The sequence below is a fragment of the Phaeovulum vinaykumarii genome (assembly GCF_900156695.1).
Classification (GTDB): Bacteria; Pseudomonadota; Alphaproteobacteria; order Rhodobacterales; family Rhodobacteraceae; genus Bieblia_A; species Bieblia_A vinaykumarii.
Window position 1 is genome coordinate 577,242 of sequence record NZ_FTOM01000001.1, and the last position, 15,943, is coordinate 593,184.

11 protein-coding genes are annotated in these 15,943 nt (G+C 70.2%); 8 read left to right on the forward strand and 3 right to left on the reverse strand.

The annotated features are described in order from the left end of the window. Positions 1-128: 128 nt before the first annotated feature. Together BW949_RS02715 and BW949_RS02720 are read right to left on the reverse strand one after the other, a co-directional pair. Positions 129-734 carry a response regulator transcription factor gene (locus BW949_RS02715; RefSeq protein ID WP_076363353.1) on the reverse strand — a complete coding sequence of 202 codons (606 nt, stop codon included), beginning with the start codon at positions 732-734 and terminating at the stop codon, positions 129-131. 10 nt (positions 735-744) lie between these two features. Further along, positions 745-5,004 carry a PAS domain S-box protein gene (locus tag BW949_RS02720; protein ID WP_235816183.1) on the reverse strand — a complete coding sequence of 1,420 codons (4,260 nt, stop codon included), beginning with the start codon at positions 5,002-5,004 and terminating at the stop codon, positions 745-747. A 395-nt stretch (positions 5,005-5,399) separates the two neighbouring features. On the opposite strand from BW949_RS02720, the gene BW949_RS02725 reads away from it, so the two are divergent. The 8 genes from BW949_RS02725 to BW949_RS02760 all read left to right on the forward strand — a co-directional run bounded on the left by BW949_RS02725 (position 5,400) and on the right by BW949_RS02760 (position 14,911). Beyond that, entirely contained in the window at positions 5,400-5,864 is a 465-nt protein-coding gene (locus tag BW949_RS02725; protein ID WP_076363354.1) for a c-type cytochrome, read from the forward strand. A 5-nt stretch (positions 5,865-5,869) separates the two neighbouring features. Then, positions 5,870-6,496: a cytochrome b/b6 domain-containing protein gene (locus BW949_RS02730; RefSeq protein WP_076363355.1), complete on the forward strand. Its 627-nt coding sequence runs from the start codon at positions 5,870-5,872 to the stop codon at positions 6,494-6,496. Positions 6,497-6,598: 102 nt separating this feature from the next. Beyond that, positions 6,599-8,509, forward strand: coding sequence for a thiol reductant ABC exporter subunit CydD (gene cydD, locus BW949_RS02735; protein ID WP_200805127.1), 1,911 nt, complete (start codon positions 6,599-6,601; stop codon positions 8,507-8,509). Continuing rightward, a complete protein-coding gene (locus BW949_RS02740; protein WP_076363356.1) occupies positions 8,509-10,143 on the forward strand; it encodes an amino acid ABC transporter ATP-binding/permease protein in 1,635 nt (544 codons plus the stop codon). The genes cydD and BW949_RS02740 overlap by 1 nt, the downstream gene beginning before the upstream one ends. Positions 10,144-10,284: 141 nt before the next feature. Next, a complete protein-coding gene (locus tag BW949_RS02745; protein ID WP_076363357.1) occupies positions 10,285-11,886 on the forward strand; it encodes a cytochrome ubiquinol oxidase subunit I in 1,602 nt (533 codons plus the stop codon). Positions 11,887-11,890: 4 nt separating this feature from the next. Next, positions 11,891-13,051: a cytochrome d ubiquinol oxidase subunit II gene (gene cydB, locus BW949_RS02750; protein WP_076363358.1), complete on the forward strand. Its 1,161-nt coding sequence runs from the start codon at positions 11,891-11,893 to the stop codon at positions 13,049-13,051. Between the two features lie 16 nt (positions 13,052-13,067). Further along, entirely contained in the window at positions 13,068-13,187 is a 120-nt protein-coding gene (gene cydX, locus BW949_RS02755; RefSeq protein WP_076363359.1) for a cytochrome bd-I oxidase subunit CydX, read from the forward strand. A gap of 119 nt (positions 13,188-13,306) precedes the next feature. Further along, positions 13,307-14,911 (forward strand): ATP-dependent DNA helicase, encoded by a 1,605-nt coding sequence (locus BW949_RS02760; protein ID WP_076363360.1) that lies wholly within the window; start codon positions 13,307-13,309, stop codon positions 14,909-14,911. 37 nt (positions 14,912-14,948) lie between these two features. Here BW949_RS02760 and htpX read toward each other — a convergent pair whose 3' ends face one another. Next, entirely contained in the window at positions 14,949-15,893 is a 945-nt protein-coding gene (gene htpX / locus BW949_RS02765) for a zinc metalloprotease HtpX (RefSeq protein WP_076363361.1), read from the reverse strand. Between the last annotated feature and the right edge of the window lie 50 nt (positions 15,894-15,943).

Below are 15,943 nucleotides of genomic sequence, written 5' to 3' on the forward strand. Positions count from 1 at the left end.
GTCGGGGCGGGCCGTGTCGGGGCGGGCCATGTCGGGGCGGGCGGAGCCGGCGCCGGGGGCATCGAGCCCCCGCCCCCGGCGCTGCCGGGGCCAGACGGCAGGCGCACCGCCCCGGACCGGGGCCGCGTTCAGATCATGCCGGCGGCCCGCGCTGCGGCCGGAAGCCCGGCGCGATCCGCAGCGCCGGTCTTGCGCAGGAGCGTGCGCAGATGCACCCGCACCGTCGGTTCGCGCAGCCCCATGATCGCGGCAATCTCGGCATCCGAGGCGCCTCGGGCGACCTCCTGGAGAACCTGCACTTCGCGCGCGCTGAGCGTTTCGGCAGGATCGATCACGCGGGCGTCGGTCGCGGCCAGATCATCGGGAATGAAGCGCCCCCCCGCCGCCATCAGCCGCACTGCGCTGACCAATTGGCGCGCGGGCAGCGATTTGGCCAGAAACCCCGCCGCCCCCATGCCCAGCGCCGCCTCGGCCACGGGCCGCGCCGCCGTGCCCGACATCAGCGCCACGCGCGGGCCGCGCAGATCGAGCACCCGGCGCAGCCCCTCGAGGCCGTTCATCCCCGGCATCGAATAATCGAGCAGCACCAGCGCGAAGACCGGGTCGCTGACCAGCACATCCATGGCCGAGGGGAAATCGGCCACCGCCACGGCGTTGATCCCGTTTTCCTGCGCGAAGAACAGCATCAGCGTGTCGCGCAGCAGGTCATGATCGTCGGCAATCAGAATGCGCATCCTGCCCCTCCTAGCCGCCGATCTCGGTCCCCGGCTCGCAGCCCAGCGCGGCAAGCGTCGATTCGATCAGGCTCTGGCGCGTCAGCGGCTTGCCCAGAACGCCGATGAACTGGCGTGCCGCCGCCCCGGTGCGCCCGCGCCAATCCGGCAGGGCAGTGACCAGCAGCACCGGCAGGCGCGGCGCATATTCATGCGCGCGCGTGGCCAGCTCGCCGCCGTTGAGATGCGGCATGTCGAAATCGGTGATGAGCAGATCCCACCCCTCGGGGTCGTCCTCGATCGCGGCCAGCGCGTCGCGCGGGTCGGCGCAGGGGGCGACCTCGGCCCCGGCCTGTTCGAGAAACGCGGTCAGCACCCGCAGCACGGGTTCGCTGTCCTCGACCACCAGGATCAGCCGCCCGCGCAGCGAACAGCAGAGCCCGGGCAGGGCCCGGATACCGCCCATGCGCGGTTCGGCATCCGCCCCCGGCGCCGCCGCGGGCGCCGGATCGGGCGCGGGCCGCGCCGCGGGCGGATCCGCGCGCCCCGTGACCAGAGGCGCCGGGCCTGCGGAGGCCGGATCAGGGGACGCCGGGTCAGACGGCGCCGGGCCGGCGGGCCCCGTTTCGGAAGAGCCAGGACCGGAAGGCGCCGGATCAGAAAGCGTCACGGCCGGCGCTTGGCCTGACGCGCCCGCGCCCCCGCGCGGCCCGCTCTGCGCCACGCCGCCATCCTCGGCATGGACCGGCCAGAACACCTCGAAGGTGGTGCCGGTGCCCGGCGTGCTGCTCAGGGCGACGGCGCCGCCATTGTCGGCAACCACGCTCGACACGATGGCCAGCCCCAGCCCGGTGCCGGCCGCCCCCTTGGTCGAATAATAGGGCTGGAAGATGCGGGCCAGGGCCGCCTCTTCCATACCGGGACCGGTGTCGGTGACGACATAGCGCAGATAGCGGCGGGCGGGGTCGAGCGTGCCCCGCGCCAGCGTGCGCCCGGACAGCTGGTCGGGCGTGGCCTCGGCCAGCGCCAGACGGATCTCGCGGCGGGGCAGATCGCGCGCCATGGCGATCGCGTCGCGCGCGTTGATCGCCAGGTTCAAAACCACCTGCAAGACGTCGGTCGGGTCCGCCTCGGCTTCGAGCGGCCTCTCGGGCAGATCGAGATCCAGCGCGATGCGCCCACGCTGGCCGGCGCGCACCAGCTCGGCCGCCTCGCGCAGCGGCACGCGCATGTCGATGCGCGAGCGCCGCGAGCGCCGCGCGCCCAGATCCATCAGCCGGCGCACCAGAACCGCCGCCTGTTCGGTGGCCGAGACGATGCGACGCGCCAGATCCGGCGCCTCGTCGGGGGGCGTTTCCAGGATCAGAGAGGCCGAACCCGAGATCGCCGCCAGCAGGTTGTTGAAGTCATGCGCCAGCCCCGCGGCCAGCTGGCCGATGATCTCGCGGCGCTGGGCGACCTGCAATTCCTCGCGCAGACGCAGCTGCTCGCGCTCCTCGCGCAGGCGTTCGGTGATGTCTCGGGTGATGCAGATCAGGCCGCCATCCTCGCGCAGCGTCAGCGACACCTCCTGCGGGAATTCGGTGCCATCGAAGCGCCGCCCCACGGTCTCGCCCTGCCAGGCGCCGTCCCGCGCCAGCACGTCGAAGACCTTGGCGCGTATCTGTTCGGCCTGTTCGGGCATGTAGAGAACCGTCCAGGGCTTGCCCAGGATCTCGGCCTCGGAGGGGATGGCGAACATCTCGAGATGGGCCCGGTTCATGTAGAGATAGCAGCCCTCGGCATCGGTCAGCGCGATGCCGTCAAGGGTGCTGTCCATCGCCGCGGCGCGATCGGCCAGCGCCCGTTCGGCGGCCTGTTTCATCGAGGTGATATCGACCTCGAGGATCACACGGCCCCCGTCGGGGATGGCCTTCTCGATGATCCGCAGCCAGCGCCCGTCGGCCAGGGGCTGCTCGCGCTCGCATTCGGGGCGGGCCTGCTCGAGGGCGCGCTGCGCCATCCATTCCCCCTCCCGTCCGATCGCATCGGGATATTCGCCCGCTTCGATCAGCGCGCGCAGGATATCGGCACGCGCACATCCTTCGGCGATCAGCGCGGCCGCCGAGCGGTGGTTTTCGTGGAAACGGGAATTGGCCAGCACCAGCCGGTTCTCGGCGTCGAAACAGGCAAAGGCATCGGGCATCGCCTCGACGGCGGCAAAGAGACGGGCACGCGCGGCCTCGGCATCGGCGGCGGCCAGTTGCAGCGCGGCCTGCTGTTCCTTGAGCGGCGTGATATCGGTCTGCACCGCCATGAACCCCTGCAAGGTGCCGGCCTCGTCGATCAGCGGCTCGATCTTGACGTCGAGCCAGTAATCGACGCCATCCTTCGCGCGGTTCAGGATCTCGGCCTGCACCGGCTGCCCTTCGTCGAGCGCGCGGCGCAGCTTGTCGATGGTGGCGGGGTCGGTCTGCGGGCATTGCAGGAAACTGCCGGGACGCTGGCCCCGCACCTCGTCTAGCGAATAGCCGGTGCGGTCCACGAAGGCGTTGTTCACCCATTCGATGCGGCGCTCGGCATCGGTCACGACGACAAGGTTGGTGGTGTTGCGCGCGATCCGCGACAGCCGCTCCAGCTCCTGGCGGCGTGCGTAATCCTCGGTGATGTCGCGGGCGACCAGCAGATAGCCGGGCGCGCCCCCCACGCCCTCGCCCCGCCGGGCCGCGGCCGACACCGAGAAGATGCGGGCCTTGCCCTCGATGGTCAGCCGGCACTGGCGGCCGGTGGAAAAGCCGTTGGCGTCGACCTCGCGCACCACCTCGCGCACGAAACGCGCCATGGCGGGGCCGAAGACCTCGGCGGGACGGCGGCAGAGCAATTGCTCGGCCGGCACGTCGAGCGTCTGGCCCAGCCCCGCATGCACGCTGGAAAAGCGCCCGTCGGGGCCCAGTTCCAGCACCAGATCCGGCATCGCGTCGAGCGTGGCCCGAAGACGCTGGCGTTCGGCAACCAGCGCCACCTGCGCGCGCGCGATCTCGGCCTCGGCGGCGGCGCGCGACAGGATCGTGCCGATCACGTTGGCGACCGATTTCAGAAGATGCACCTCGCCGGGCAGGAAGACGTGATGCCGGCGCACCATGTCATAGCCGACAAAGCCCGCGAAACGCCCCTGCTCGCGCATCGGCACCGCCAGAAGCGACCGGATCCCCTGCATTTGCAGGATCTCCTTTTCGGGGGCGTCATCGGGCATGGCCGAGACGTCGGTGATCTGGACGGGATCCTCGCGCGCGAAGGCAGCCATCCAGCTGGCCGTCAGATCGGACGGCACGCCCTGCAATTCGTCGATCATGGGCGCGATGCCTTCGGCCACCCATTCATGCGAATTGTCCAGCAGCGGCGCGTCGGGACGCTGGCGGAAGACATAGGCGCGATCGGCCTCGCAATAGCGGCCCAGCCGCGCCAGCGCGCGGTCGATGGCGGCATCGGCCTGATCGAGCGGGGCGCGCAGCAATTCGTCGATGATCTCGACCACGACTTCCTGGGCGCGGGTCAGCCGGTCATAGGCGCGGTTGAGCGCGACGAAGGGCTGGTCCAGCCCCGGCACATCCGGCAGATCATCCCCCGGCGGGGGCAGGTTGCCGCGCACCAGCCGCGCCAGCGCCGTGTTGCGCCGTGCCAGCGTACGGGCGGCCAGAACCTGGGTGGCCAGACGCGCCACGCTTTGCAGGGTCCGGGCGTCTTCGGCGTCGAAATGCGCCACATTGCGCGACAGGCAGATCAGCGCGAAGGGGCGCGCCCCGGCGGTGCCCACCGGCGCCGCGATCATCGCATGATACCCCGCAAGTGGCGTCGGCGGCGGCGCCGGCCAGCGCCGCGCGCGCAGGTCGTCGACCCGCTGGGGGTCGGCGGCCAGGAAGGACACCTCGCGCCAGACCATGCCGCGCAGCCGCGGATCGGTCGTTTCCTGCACGATCAGGCCTTCCGCCCGCGGCCGCATGCAGGCGAAGACCACCGCGTCGGCCTCGAGCGCGCGGGCCACCGCCGCGATCAGCGTCTCGACCGCGCTTTCGGGGCTGGGCGCGTCGGCCATGGCATCGAGCAGATCAAAGAGCAGCCCGCGCTCGCGCCGGGCCAGACGTGCCTCCTGGCGCAATCCGGCCATATCGAGAGCGCCCAGCGTCTCTGTGCCCAGCGTCTTCTCTGCGGCACCGTCCCCCGCCACGCCCGGACCGTGATCGTCACCCGGCGGCGGCACGGCAAGGCCCTGACGTGTCCCGTCCCGGTCATCTCGGGGGTCTGAGGTCTTCATGCCCGTCTCCCCTTCTGCGCGACTGATCTCATTCTCTGGCACCCTCTCGGCCGCGAACGTCCCCGAACGCCCGCATGCACGACCCTTGATACGCGGCCCACGTCCTGTTCGGCCCAAATCCGATCCCTACCGGACGCCCCCGCCCGGATCAGCGGGCAGGACCGCTGTCCTTGATAACGCAGGAGGTTAAACACCCGGTTACCGGCCCCCGGTGACTGGCGGCACCGAAGGGGGCTGCGGGGCTGGACCGGCCGCCCCCCGCGCCCCACACCACATCGAGCCAAATCGTCGCACTTCGCGCGAAACGGCACAACTTTTTGTTGTTGGCTTTTGAGATCGGCCGGAGGCATTCCTATCTAAGGCACTCATCTTTAGCCTGACCAAGGAGCCAACTGATGAAGAAGTCCATTCTGGCCGCGCTGGCCGCCTGCACGCTTGCCCTGCCGCTGGCCGCCCAGGCCAACGAGGCCGAAAACATCGCCGCTGCCCGTCAGGGCTACTACAAGCTCATGGGGCTCGACATGGGCGCGCTGGCCGCCATGGCCAAGGGCGACGTCGAATACAACGCCGAGGCCGCCAAGCTGCACGCCGCCAACCTGGTGGCGCTGACCGGCTATTCGCCCAAGGGTCTCTATGCCCCCGGCACCTCGAACGCCGACATCCCCGGCAAGACCCGCGCCCTGCCCGCGATCTGGGAAGACATGGCCGGCGTGTCGGCCAAGGGCAAAGCCTATCATGAGGCGCTGATGGAGCTGGCCGCGGTGGCCGGCGACGGCCGTGCGGCCCTGGCCCCGGCCGTGGGCAAGCTGGGCGGCACCTGCAAATCGTGCCACGACGACTATCGCGCCAAGGATTTCTGAGCGCGATGAGTGTCACCGACACCAAGGCCGCGGCGGATGCCGCGGCCGATCCATCCCTCGAACTCGAGACCGTGAAGCTCTGGGATCCGCTCCTGCGGATCTTCCACTGGGCGCTGGCGGCCTGCGTGCTGGGGGCCTGGGGGCTGGGGCATTTCGGCCCGTCCGAAATGAACCTGCATTTCCTTCTGGGCTATATCACGCTGGGGCTTCTGGCCTTCCGGCTGGTCTGGGGCTTTGTCGGGCCCGAACATGCGCGGTTTTCCTCGTTCCTCTACGGGCCGGGGGCGTTCCTGCGCTATGCGCTGCACATGTTCAGCCGCAAGCCCAGCTATTGGCGCGGGCACAATCCGATGGGCGGGACGTTCGTCTTCGTCCTGCTGGCGGTGCTGACCGTCCAGATCATCTGCGGGATGCTGGCCGACCCCGAGGATTACCTGAACGTGGGGCCGCTGGCGAAATATGTCTCGATGGAGACCTCGCGCGCGGCGCTGGGGCTGCATGACCTGCTGGGCAATATCCTGGCCGGGCTGATCGTGCTGCATGTCGCGGTCGTCGTCTTCTACCGCCGGTGGAAGAACGAGGATCTGATCCGCCCCATGCTGACCGGGCGCAAGACCGTCCGCAAGGGTTGAGCGGCCCTTTCGGCCCCCGATCCGGTCGCTCTCCTTTTCGTGACCCGCAAAGAACGGGCCCGGCCTCTGGCGCAGGCCGGGCCCATGGGTCATATCAGGGACATGCGCGATTCCGCCCCCGACCCTGCCTCTGACGCGGCCCCGCCTCTCGACCCTGGCACCACCGGGCCCGTATCCGGTCCCGTTCCCGTCTCCGGTCCCGTCGTTCCCGACATCGGGGCGGGCACCAGCTCTGCCGAAGCCGCCGCCCTGCACCGGCCCCAGGCGCTGTCGCCGTCCGGCGCCCTGTCCGGGCCCGATCCCCGGCCCGCCCCCGAGACCGATCCCGCCGGCGCGGCGGCAGGCTGCGGCGCCAGGGGACGGCGCACGCCCGACCCCGGCAAGGCCGCGCTGGCGGCGCTGTCCGCACCCGAGCGGCGCCACCTCAAGCGCGCCGAGATGCTGTCGGTCGTGGCCGCATTGGGCTGGATCGCGCAGGCCGCGCTTCTGGCCCATGCGCTGACGCTGATGCTGGCGCCGCCCGCCGATCTGACGCTGATCCTGGCCGAGGCCGCGGGCTTTGCCGCCATCGGCCTTTTGCGCACCGCACTGACGACCCGGTCCGAGGCAATGGCCTTTGCCGCCGCGCAATCGGTGGTGTCGGCCGCACGCGCCCGCCTGATCGAAACCGAAAGCCTGCGCCGCCCCGCGCGCCACGGATCGGCCGCGATCGCGGCGCTGGCGGTGGACAAGCTCGACCTGATCGAACCCACGCTGACCCGCTTCGGCCCGGCCATGGCGCGCACGCGCATCGTGCCGCTGGTCATGCTGGCGGCCACGCTGCCCTTCTCGTGGGCGGCGACGCTGATCCTGGCGGTGGCGGGCCCGCTGATCCCGCTGTTCATGGCGCTGATCGGCATGGCCGCGCGCGAGGCCTCGGAACGCCAGCTGGTGCGCATGGGCACGCTGTCGGACATGCTGGCCGAACGCCTGTCGGCCCTGATCGACATCCGCGCGCTGAACGCCGGCCCGGCCGTCGCCGCCGATCTGGAAGCCCAGAGCCACGATCTGCGCAGCCGCACGATGAAGGTGCTGCGGATCGCCTTCCTGTCCTCGGGGGTGCTTGAACTCTTTGCCGCGCTGGGCGTGGCGATGGTGGCGGTCCATTCGGGCTTTGCCGTCCTGGGCATCGTCACCTTCGGCGGCTGGGGCGGGCCGGTCACGCCCTTCGGCGCGATTTTCGTGCTGCTGCTGGCGCCGGAATTCTTCATGCCGCTGCGCGAGATGGCCGCCGCCTGGCACGACCGCGCCGCCGCCCTGGCCGCGGCCGGGGAATATGCCGAATGGGAGGCGCGCGCGACGCCCGCGATCCTGGGCAGCGGCCAGGAGGCCCCGCCCCTGCCCGGTCCGGCCAGCGTGGCCTGGCGCGGGCTGGTGCTGGATCTGGGCGACCGGCATCTGCATGTGCCCGATGTGGCGCTGGCACCGGGCCAGAGCCTGGCGCTGACCGGGGCGTCGGGGGCGGGCAAGTCCAGCCTGATCGCGGCGCTGGCGGGGCTTGTGCGTCCCGTGGCCGGCGTGATCGAGGTGGCGGGCCGCCCGCTTGACGATACCACCGCCGACGGCTGGCGCGCGCGGCTGGCGCATGTGCCGCAGACCCCGCATTTCCTGCCCGAGACGCTGGGCGCCAACCTGCGGCTGGGCTGCGGCACGCAGGATCTGGGGCCCGCACTGCGCGCGGCCGCCGCCGATCAGGTGGTGGCGCGGCTGCCGCGGGGCCTTCTGACGCGGCTGGGTGAGCGCGGCGCGGGCCTGTCGGGCGGCGAGGCGCGGCGCATGCTGGTGGCGCGCGCCCATGCCTGCGCCCCCGAGGTGGTTCTGGCCGACGAGCCCACCGCCGATCTGGACGCCGAGACCGCGCGCGCCGTGGCCGAAGGGCTGATGGCGCTGGCCAATCGCGGCGCCACCTTGATCGTGGCCACGCATGACGCGGGCCTTGCGGCGCGCATGAATCATCAGGTGGAGATCGGCTGATGGGCGATATCTGGCGCGTCTTCCGGGCAATGGGGGCGGCACGCGGGCTGGCGCTGGGCGGGCTTCTGGGGCTGTCGGTGCTGGCGATGGGGGCCGCGCTCCTGGGCCTGTCGGGGTGGTTCATCACCGCGGCCTCGGCGGCGGGGATGGCCGGCATCGGCATCGCCTTCGACTTCTTCCGGCCCTCGGCCGCGGTGCGCGCGCTGGCGATGGGCCGCACCGCCAGCCGCTATGGCGAACGTCTGGTCACCCATGATGCCACGCTCAAGGCGCTGGTGGCGCTGCGGCTCAAGCTGTTCCAGGGCCTGCTGCGCGCCCCCTTCGAGCGGCTGGAGCGTCTGCGCGGCGCCCAGGCGCTGAACCGCCTGATGGCCGATGTCGATGCGCTGGACGGCGTGCCGCTGCGGCTGATCCTGCCGGTGGCGACCGGGCTTGCGGTGCTGGCGGGCAGCTTCTTCGTGCTCTGGGGGCTGACCGATCTCTGGCTGGCGGCCTGGATCTCGGGCGGCTGGCTGGTGCTGGGGCTGGTGTCGGGGGCGCTGGGCATCCGCGCCTCGCTGGGCGAGAGCCGCCGCGCCGAGGCCGCCCGTCAGGCCACCTCGGAACGCATCATCGGGCTGTTGCGCGCGCGCGCCGATCTGGCCGTGACCGGAGCGCTGGGCGACCGGCGGCTGCGCGCCATCGCCGCCGACGCGCGCCGTCAGAGCGCACGCGACCGGCTGGAACGGCGCGGGCGCGCGCTGGGCGCGGCACTGTCGGGGGGCGGCACGCTGCTGTTGACCGGCACGCTGATCCTGTCGGCGCTGCGCGTCGATGCCGGCACGCTCGATGCCCCGCGCGCGGCGCTGGCGCTGCTGGTGACGCTGGCGCTGGCCGAGGCGCTGACCCCGCTGCGCCGGTTGGTGACCGATCTGGGGCGCATGCGCATCGCCGCGCGCCGCGTGGTTGGCGCCCTCCCCGAAGCCGAGGCGCCCGCCGGCCCCGCCCCCGAACCGCGCCCGGACGCCCCGCTGCTGGAGGCCCGCGCGCTGGGCGTGGCGCGCGCGGGGCGCGTTCTGGTGCGCGACTTCGACCTGTCGCTGCACCCCGGCGAGGTGGTGGCGCTGTCCGGCCCCTCGGGCGCGGGCAAGACCACGGTCCTGGCCGCATTGGCGCGGCTGACCCGCCCCGCCGGCGGCACGCTGCATCTGATGGGCCATACCTATGACGCCTGGCCCAAGGACGCCTTCCGCGACCGGCTGGGCTATGTTGCGCAGCGGCCAGGCCTGATCGCGGGCACGCTGCATGCGGCGCTGGCACTGGGCCAACCCGATCTCGACGTGGCGCGCGCGCAGGCCGCGCTTGAGGCCGTGGGCCTGTGGGAGCGTCTCGAGGGCCGCGGTCTGGAGGCCGAGCTGGGCGAGGGCGGCGCGGGCCTGTCGGGCGGCGAGGCGCGCCGCTTTGCCATTGCCCGCGCCATCGTGCGCAACCCCGACGTGCTGATTCTCGACGAACCGACCGAGGGGCTCGACGCGGTCTCGGCGGCGCGGCTGCGCGACGGTCTGCGGCGCATGTTGCCGCGCGCGGGGCTGATCATTGCCTCGCATCAGGCGGCCGATCTGGACTGGGCCGACCGCGTCCTTGATCTGGCTTAATCCGCACGACCCGCTTTTATGCGAATTTTGTCGCGCGGCAGCGGGTCGCATCAACTTGGATTGATTCAAATCAAAGTGACGCGCCCGCCGTGCGGCTAATTGTAACATGCATCCGCAATACACAATTAAGGGAGACGCGCCATGGAACTCGACCTCGTCGAGTTGTCGCGACTGCAATTCGCGATGACGGCGATGTACCACTTCCTCTTCGTGCCGCTGACGCTTGGTCTGTCGATCATCGTCGCGATCATGGAGACGGTCTATGTCCTCACCGGGCGCCCCATCTGGCGCCAGATGACCAAGTTCTGGGCAACGCTGTTCGGGATCAACTTCGTCCTGGGCGTGTCGACCGGCATCACCATGGAATTCCAGTTCGGCATGAACTGGAGCTATTACAGCCATTACGTGGGCGACATCTTCGGTGCACCGCTGGCGATCGAGGGGCTGATGGCCTTCTTCCTCGAGGCGACCTTCGTCGGTCTGATGTTCTTCGGCTGGGACAAGCTCTCGCGCGTGCAGCACATGGTGGTGACCTGGCTGGTGGCCATCGGCTCGAACTTCTCGGCGCTCTGGATCCTGATCGCCAACGGCTGGATGCAGAACCCTGTGGGTGCGGAATTCAACCCGATGACGATGCGCATGGAGATGACGTCGTTCTTCGAGGTGATGTTCAACGAGGTGGCGCAGGCGAAATTCGTGCACACCGTCTCGGCGGGCTATGTCACGGCCTCGGTCTTCGTGCTGGGCGTCTCGGCGTGGTATCTGCTCAAGGGCCGGCACACCGATCTTGCCCGCCGCTCGATCGCGGTGGCCGCGGCCTTTGGCCTGGCCTCGTCGCTGTCGGTGGTGATCCTGGGCGACGAATCCGGCTATTCGGCCACGCATAGCCAGAAGATGAAGCTGGCCGCGATCGAGGGCATGTGGGAAACCCAAGACGCCCCGGCCGATTTCACGTTGATCGGCTTCCCCGATCAGGAGGCGCGTGAAACCCACTTTGCCGTGCATATTCCCATTGCGATGGGCCTTCTGGGCACGCGCTCGCTGACGCAGGAAATCCCCGGCATCCGCGAGCTGGAACAGCAATCGGTGGCGCGCATCCGCTCGGGCCTGATCGCCTATGACGACCTGATGGCGATCCGCGAGGCCCGCGGCGAGGTGGACGAGACCCGCCGTCTGTCCTTCGAGAACCACTCGCGCGACCTGGGCTTTGCCTTCCTGCTCAAGCGCTATGTCGATGACCCGCGCGACGCGACCGAGGCGCAGATCCTGCAAGCCGCCGAGGACACCATCCCCACGGTCTGGCCGCTGTTCTGGTCGTTCCGCATCATGGTGGGCCTGGGCTTCATGTTCGTCGGCGTGCTGGCCTATTTCTTCGTGGTCGCCAACTGGAAGGGGATGCAATTCCCGCGTCCGGCGCTGCGCCTGGCCGTGGCGATCATTCCCGCCCCCTGGATCGCGGCCGAGATGGGCTGGTTCACCGCCGAATTCGGGCGTCAGCCCTGGACGGTGGACGGCATCCTGCCCACCGCCATGTCGGCCAGCCATCTGTCGGTGGCCGATCTGGCGATCACGCTTGCGGGCTTCGTCACCTTCTACACGGTGCTGTTCATCATCGAGATGGGCCTGATGATCAAATACATCCGCAAGGGCCCCTACATGGATGTGGCGGAAACCGATGCCTGGATGTCGCGTCACAAGAACCGGCTGTCGGGTGCCGACAGCGTGACCATGCCTGCGGAGTAAAACGATGATCCTGCATGAATTTCTGAGCTACGAATTCCTCCGCGTGGTCTGGTGGCTGCTGCTGGGGGTGCTGCTGATCGGTTTCGCGCTGACCGACGGCTTCGACCTCGGGGTCGGTGCGCTCATTCCCTTCGTCGGGCGCACCGACACCGAGCGCCGCGTGGCGATCAATACCGTGGGCCCGATCTGGGAAGGCAACCAGGTCTGGTTCATCCTGGGCGGCGGCGCGATCTTCGCCGCCTGGCCCCCGCTCTATGCAGTCAGCTTCTCGGGCTTCTATCTGGCGATGTTCGCGGTTCTTGCCGCGCTGATCCTGCGGCCCGTGGGCTTCAAGTATCGCTCCAAGCGCGACAGCGCGGCCTGGCGGTCGGCCTGGGACTGGGCGCTGTTCGTCGGCGGTGCGGTGCCGGCGCTGATCTTCGGCGTGGCCATGGGCAATGTGCTGCAAGGCGTGCCGTTCGATCTGAACCCCGACCTGCTGCCGCTCTATCCGGGCGTGTTCTGGGCCAAGTTCCTGGGCCTTCTGAACCCGTTCGCCCTCCTGGCAGGCGTCGTGTCGCTGGCCATGCTGGTGATGCACGGCGCGGCCTGGCTGTCGTTCAAGGCCGAGGGCCCGGTGGCCTTCCGCGCCCAGGACATCGGCTTCTATGCCGGGATCGTGGCGATCGTGGCCTATGCCGGCGCCGGCGTCTGGCTGAACTTCATCCCCGGCTATGCCTTCGTGGGGGATGTGCCCACGGACGGCCCGTCGAACCCGCTCATGTCGGAGGTGGTGCGCTCGGACAGCTGGCTTGCGGCCTATGGCACCCGTCCCTGGATCGCCATCGCGCCGATCCTGGGTCTCTTCGGCATGGTGATGGCGGCGCGTGGCCTGCGTGCCGGGCGTCAGGGCTCGACGCTGCTCTTCTCGAAGCTGGGCATCTTTGGCGTGATCTCCTCGGTCGGGCTGACGATGTTCCCGTTCATCCTGCCGTCGTCGCTGAACCCCGATGCCTCGCTGACGGTCTGGGACAGCTCGTCCTCGCATCTGACGCTGTTCGTGATGCTGGTCAGCGCCATCATCTTCATGCCGATGATCCTTGCCTACACGGCCTGGGTCTACAAGGTGCTGTGGGGCAAGGTCACCGAAGACGACGTCCGCAGCCATTCCGATAGCGTCTACTGAGCAAGGAGAACCCGAGATGTGGTATTTTGCCTGGATTCTGGGTCTGCCTCTGGCGGCGCTGATCGCGGTGGTCAACGCCATGTGGCTGGAGATGCAGGAGGACCGGCGCCTCGCCAAGATTGACGAGGACGACTGAGCGTCCCCCCCATCGCATGCGAAACCGGCGCCGTCCCCCGAATGGGGGGCGACGCTTTTCATTGGCACGGGCGCCGGGGCGCGGCTATGGAAGGGCCATGCAACGCCCCGCCCCACGCCATGACTGACAGCACGCCCACCGAAGCCCCCTCCGACGGGCCCACCGACGACCCCACCGTCGCGCCCGCCCCGGCGCTCCAGTTCTCGCCCGATCAGGCCGAGGCCTGGGACCGGGTGGCGGGGGCGCTCGAGGCGGCGGGGATCGACATTCTCGACGGCACCCTCCTGCCCGAAGGGGGCACGGCGCGGGTTCTGGCCATCACCGGCAAGGCGGGCTCGGGCAAGACCATGCTTCTGGCGCAGCTGGCGCGCGCGCTGACCGAGGCCGGGGTCGAGGTCGTCTCGGGCGACTGGGAGGGCAAGCGTCGCAAGGACCGCCGGACGCTCGCGATCCTGGCGCCCACCAACAAGGCCGCCTCGGTGCTGCGCGGACGCGGGGTGCCGGCCACCACGATCCACCGCATTCTCTATACCCCGATCTACGACCCCCAATACGAGGCCATTGCCGAATGGCTGGCCGGTCAGGGCGAACGCCCCCGTCTCGAGACGCTGGGCGTCAAGGATCTGACCGAGGAGGCGCTGGACCGCGCCAAGGCGTTCCACGATCAGGTCAAGTCGATCCCCGGTGCGCTGGCGGCGGCGGGGCTGCGCGGGTCGGATTTCATCCGCGGCTGGAAGCGGCGCGAGGATCCGCTGGACGTGGGCTTCGTCGACGAGGCCTCGATGCTGGACGAGCGCCAGTTCGACGACCTGCGCGAGATCTTCCCGACGCTGATCCTGTTCGGCGACCCCGCGCAGCTGGCGCCGGTGGGGGCCTCGGGCGAGATGGTCTTCGAGAAGCTGGCCGCGCCCCAGCGCGTGCATCTGGCGCGCATTCACCGGCAGGCCGACGACAATCCGATCCTGGATCTGGCCCATGCGCTGGCCGATCCCGACCTGCGCTTCGAGGATTTCGAGCGCATGATCGAAACCGCGGCCGCGCGCGATCCCCGCGTGATCTGGGCCGAGCGCGTGGACGCCGATCTGATGGCGCGCTCGCCGGTCCTGGTCTGGCGCAATGCCACGCGGGTGCGCCTGATCGCGGCCTTCCGCACCGCACATGGCGCCACCACCGAAGAGCTGCTGCCCGGCGAGCCGCTGATCTGCGACGGGATCGAGCTGCCCCTCAAGCACCGCAAGAAGCGCATCGACCTCGAGGCGCGCGGCCTCATCAAGGGGGCGCAGGTGATCTATCTGGGGCCGGGGCGCAAGCCGGGCTTTTCACGGCTGCATGTGCTGGGCGCCGAGGATCCGCGGCTCTCGGCGGCCTCGATCGTCAAGATCGAGAGCCCCGACGAGGAAGACCCCTTCATTCCCTTCGCCGCGCGCATGGGGGCGGTGTTCCTGCATGGCGCCGCCGTCACCATCCACAAGGCGCAGGGCAGCCAGTGGCCGTCGGTGCAGGTCTTTGCCCCCGACATCTATGCCGCCGCGCGGGCCGGCCGGTCCGAGGCCGGGTTGCCGCTGTGGAAACGGCTGGCCTATGTGGCGATCACCCGCGCCGAGGAGCGCCTGATCTGGGTCGTGCGCAACCGCCTGGCGCGCCCGACGCGGCCCCTGGGCATCACCGATCTGGCGGCACCGGCGCCGGCGCTCGATCTGGCGGCCGAGGACGAGGCGGGCTGAAAGACCCGCCGGGGCCGCCCCCGTCCGGCGGCCGGTCTCAGCTCCACGGCCCCTTGTTGCGCCCCACCCGCGGGATACGCGTCTGCGCTGGACGCTGCGGGGTGGGCTGCGTTCGGGGCCGCGCCGTGTCCATCCGCCGCGGCTGCTGATCCGCGGCCAGCGCCGCCAGCGCCGCCACACGGTTTTCGGTGGCCGGGTGGGTGGCGAACAGATTGTCCGCCCCGCGTCCCGACAGCGGGTTCGAGATGAACACATGCGCCGAGGCCGGGTTGCGTTCGGCCGAGGCCATCACCTGCCCGCGCGCCAGCGCCTCGATCCGCTTGAGCGCCGAGGCCAGCGCCATCGGCGCGCCGGTCATCTCGGCGGCGGCGCGGTCGGCCTCGTATTCCCGCGCGCGCGAGATCGCCATCTGCACCAGCATCGCCCCCATCGGCGCCAGGATCATCAGCGCGATCGCCCCGATCGGGCCCAGCGGGCGGTCCTCGTCATCGCCACCGCCGAAGAACAGCGCGAAATTGGCCAGCATCGAGATGGCACCGGCCAGCGTCGCGGTGATGGTCATGGTCAGCGTGTCGCGCGCCTTGATATGGCCCAGCTCGTGGGCGATCACGCCTTCGATCTCGTCGCGGCCCAGCGTCGCCAGAAGCCCGCGCGTCACCGCCACGGCGGCATGGTCGGGGTCGCGCCCGGTGGCAAAGGCGTTGGGCTGGTCGGTCTCGATCAGATAGAGCGCAGGCACCGGCAGGCCCGCGCGCGCGCAAAGCCGCGTCAGCATGGCATGCAGATCGGGCGCGGCCTCGGGCGGCAGCGGCCGGGCATTGTGCATCCGCAGGACCATCTGGTCCGAATTCCACCAGGCCCAGATATTGGTGACCCCGCCAAAGACCAGCGCAATCGCCATGCCGGTCGTGCCGCCCACCAGATAGCCCAGGCCCATGAACAGCGCCGTCATCGCGGCCATGAGCAATGCGGTCCGGAACATCTCTTGACACTCTCCCTAGCTACGCGAGGGCGGGCCGCCCCCGTTGCGTC

What these genes read in the sequence shown, in the direction of transcription:
- BW949_RS02715 (WP_076363353.1), bottom strand. Translation starts at nt 734, where the DNA reads ATGCGCATTCTGATTGCCGACGATCATGACCTGCTGCGCGACACGCTG.
- BW949_RS02720 (WP_235816183.1), bottom strand. Translation starts at nt 5,004, where the DNA reads ATGAAGACCTCAGACCCCCGAGATGACCGGGACGGGACACGTCAGGGC.
- BW949_RS02725 (WP_076363354.1), top strand. Translation starts at nt 5,400, where the DNA reads ATGAAGAAGTCCATTCTGGCCGCGCTGGCCGCCTGCACGCTTGCCCTG.
- BW949_RS02730 (WP_076363355.1), top strand. Translation starts at nt 5,870, where the DNA reads ATGAGTGTCACCGACACCAAGGCCGCGGCGGATGCCGCGGCCGATCCA.
- cydD (WP_200805127.1), top strand. Translation starts at nt 6,599, where the DNA reads ATGCGCGATTCCGCCCCCGACCCTGCCTCTGACGCGGCCCCGCCTCTC.
- BW949_RS02740 (WP_076363356.1), top strand. Translation starts at nt 8,509, where the DNA reads ATGGGCGATATCTGGCGCGTCTTCCGGGCAATGGGGGCGGCACGCGGG.
- BW949_RS02745 (WP_076363357.1), top strand. Translation starts at nt 10,285, where the DNA reads ATGGAACTCGACCTCGTCGAGTTGTCGCGACTGCAATTCGCGATGACG.
- cydB (WP_076363358.1), top strand. Translation starts at nt 11,891, where the DNA reads ATGATCCTGCATGAATTTCTGAGCTACGAATTCCTCCGCGTGGTCTGG.
- cydX (WP_076363359.1), top strand. Translation starts at nt 13,068, where the DNA reads ATGTGGTATTTTGCCTGGATTCTGGGTCTGCCTCTGGCGGCGCTGATC.
- BW949_RS02760 (WP_076363360.1), top strand. Translation starts at nt 13,307, where the DNA reads ATGACTGACAGCACGCCCACCGAAGCCCCCTCCGACGGGCCCACCGAC.
- htpX (WP_076363361.1), bottom strand. Translation starts at nt 15,893, where the DNA reads ATGTTCCGGACCGCATTGCTCATGGCCGCGATGACGGCGCTGTTCATG.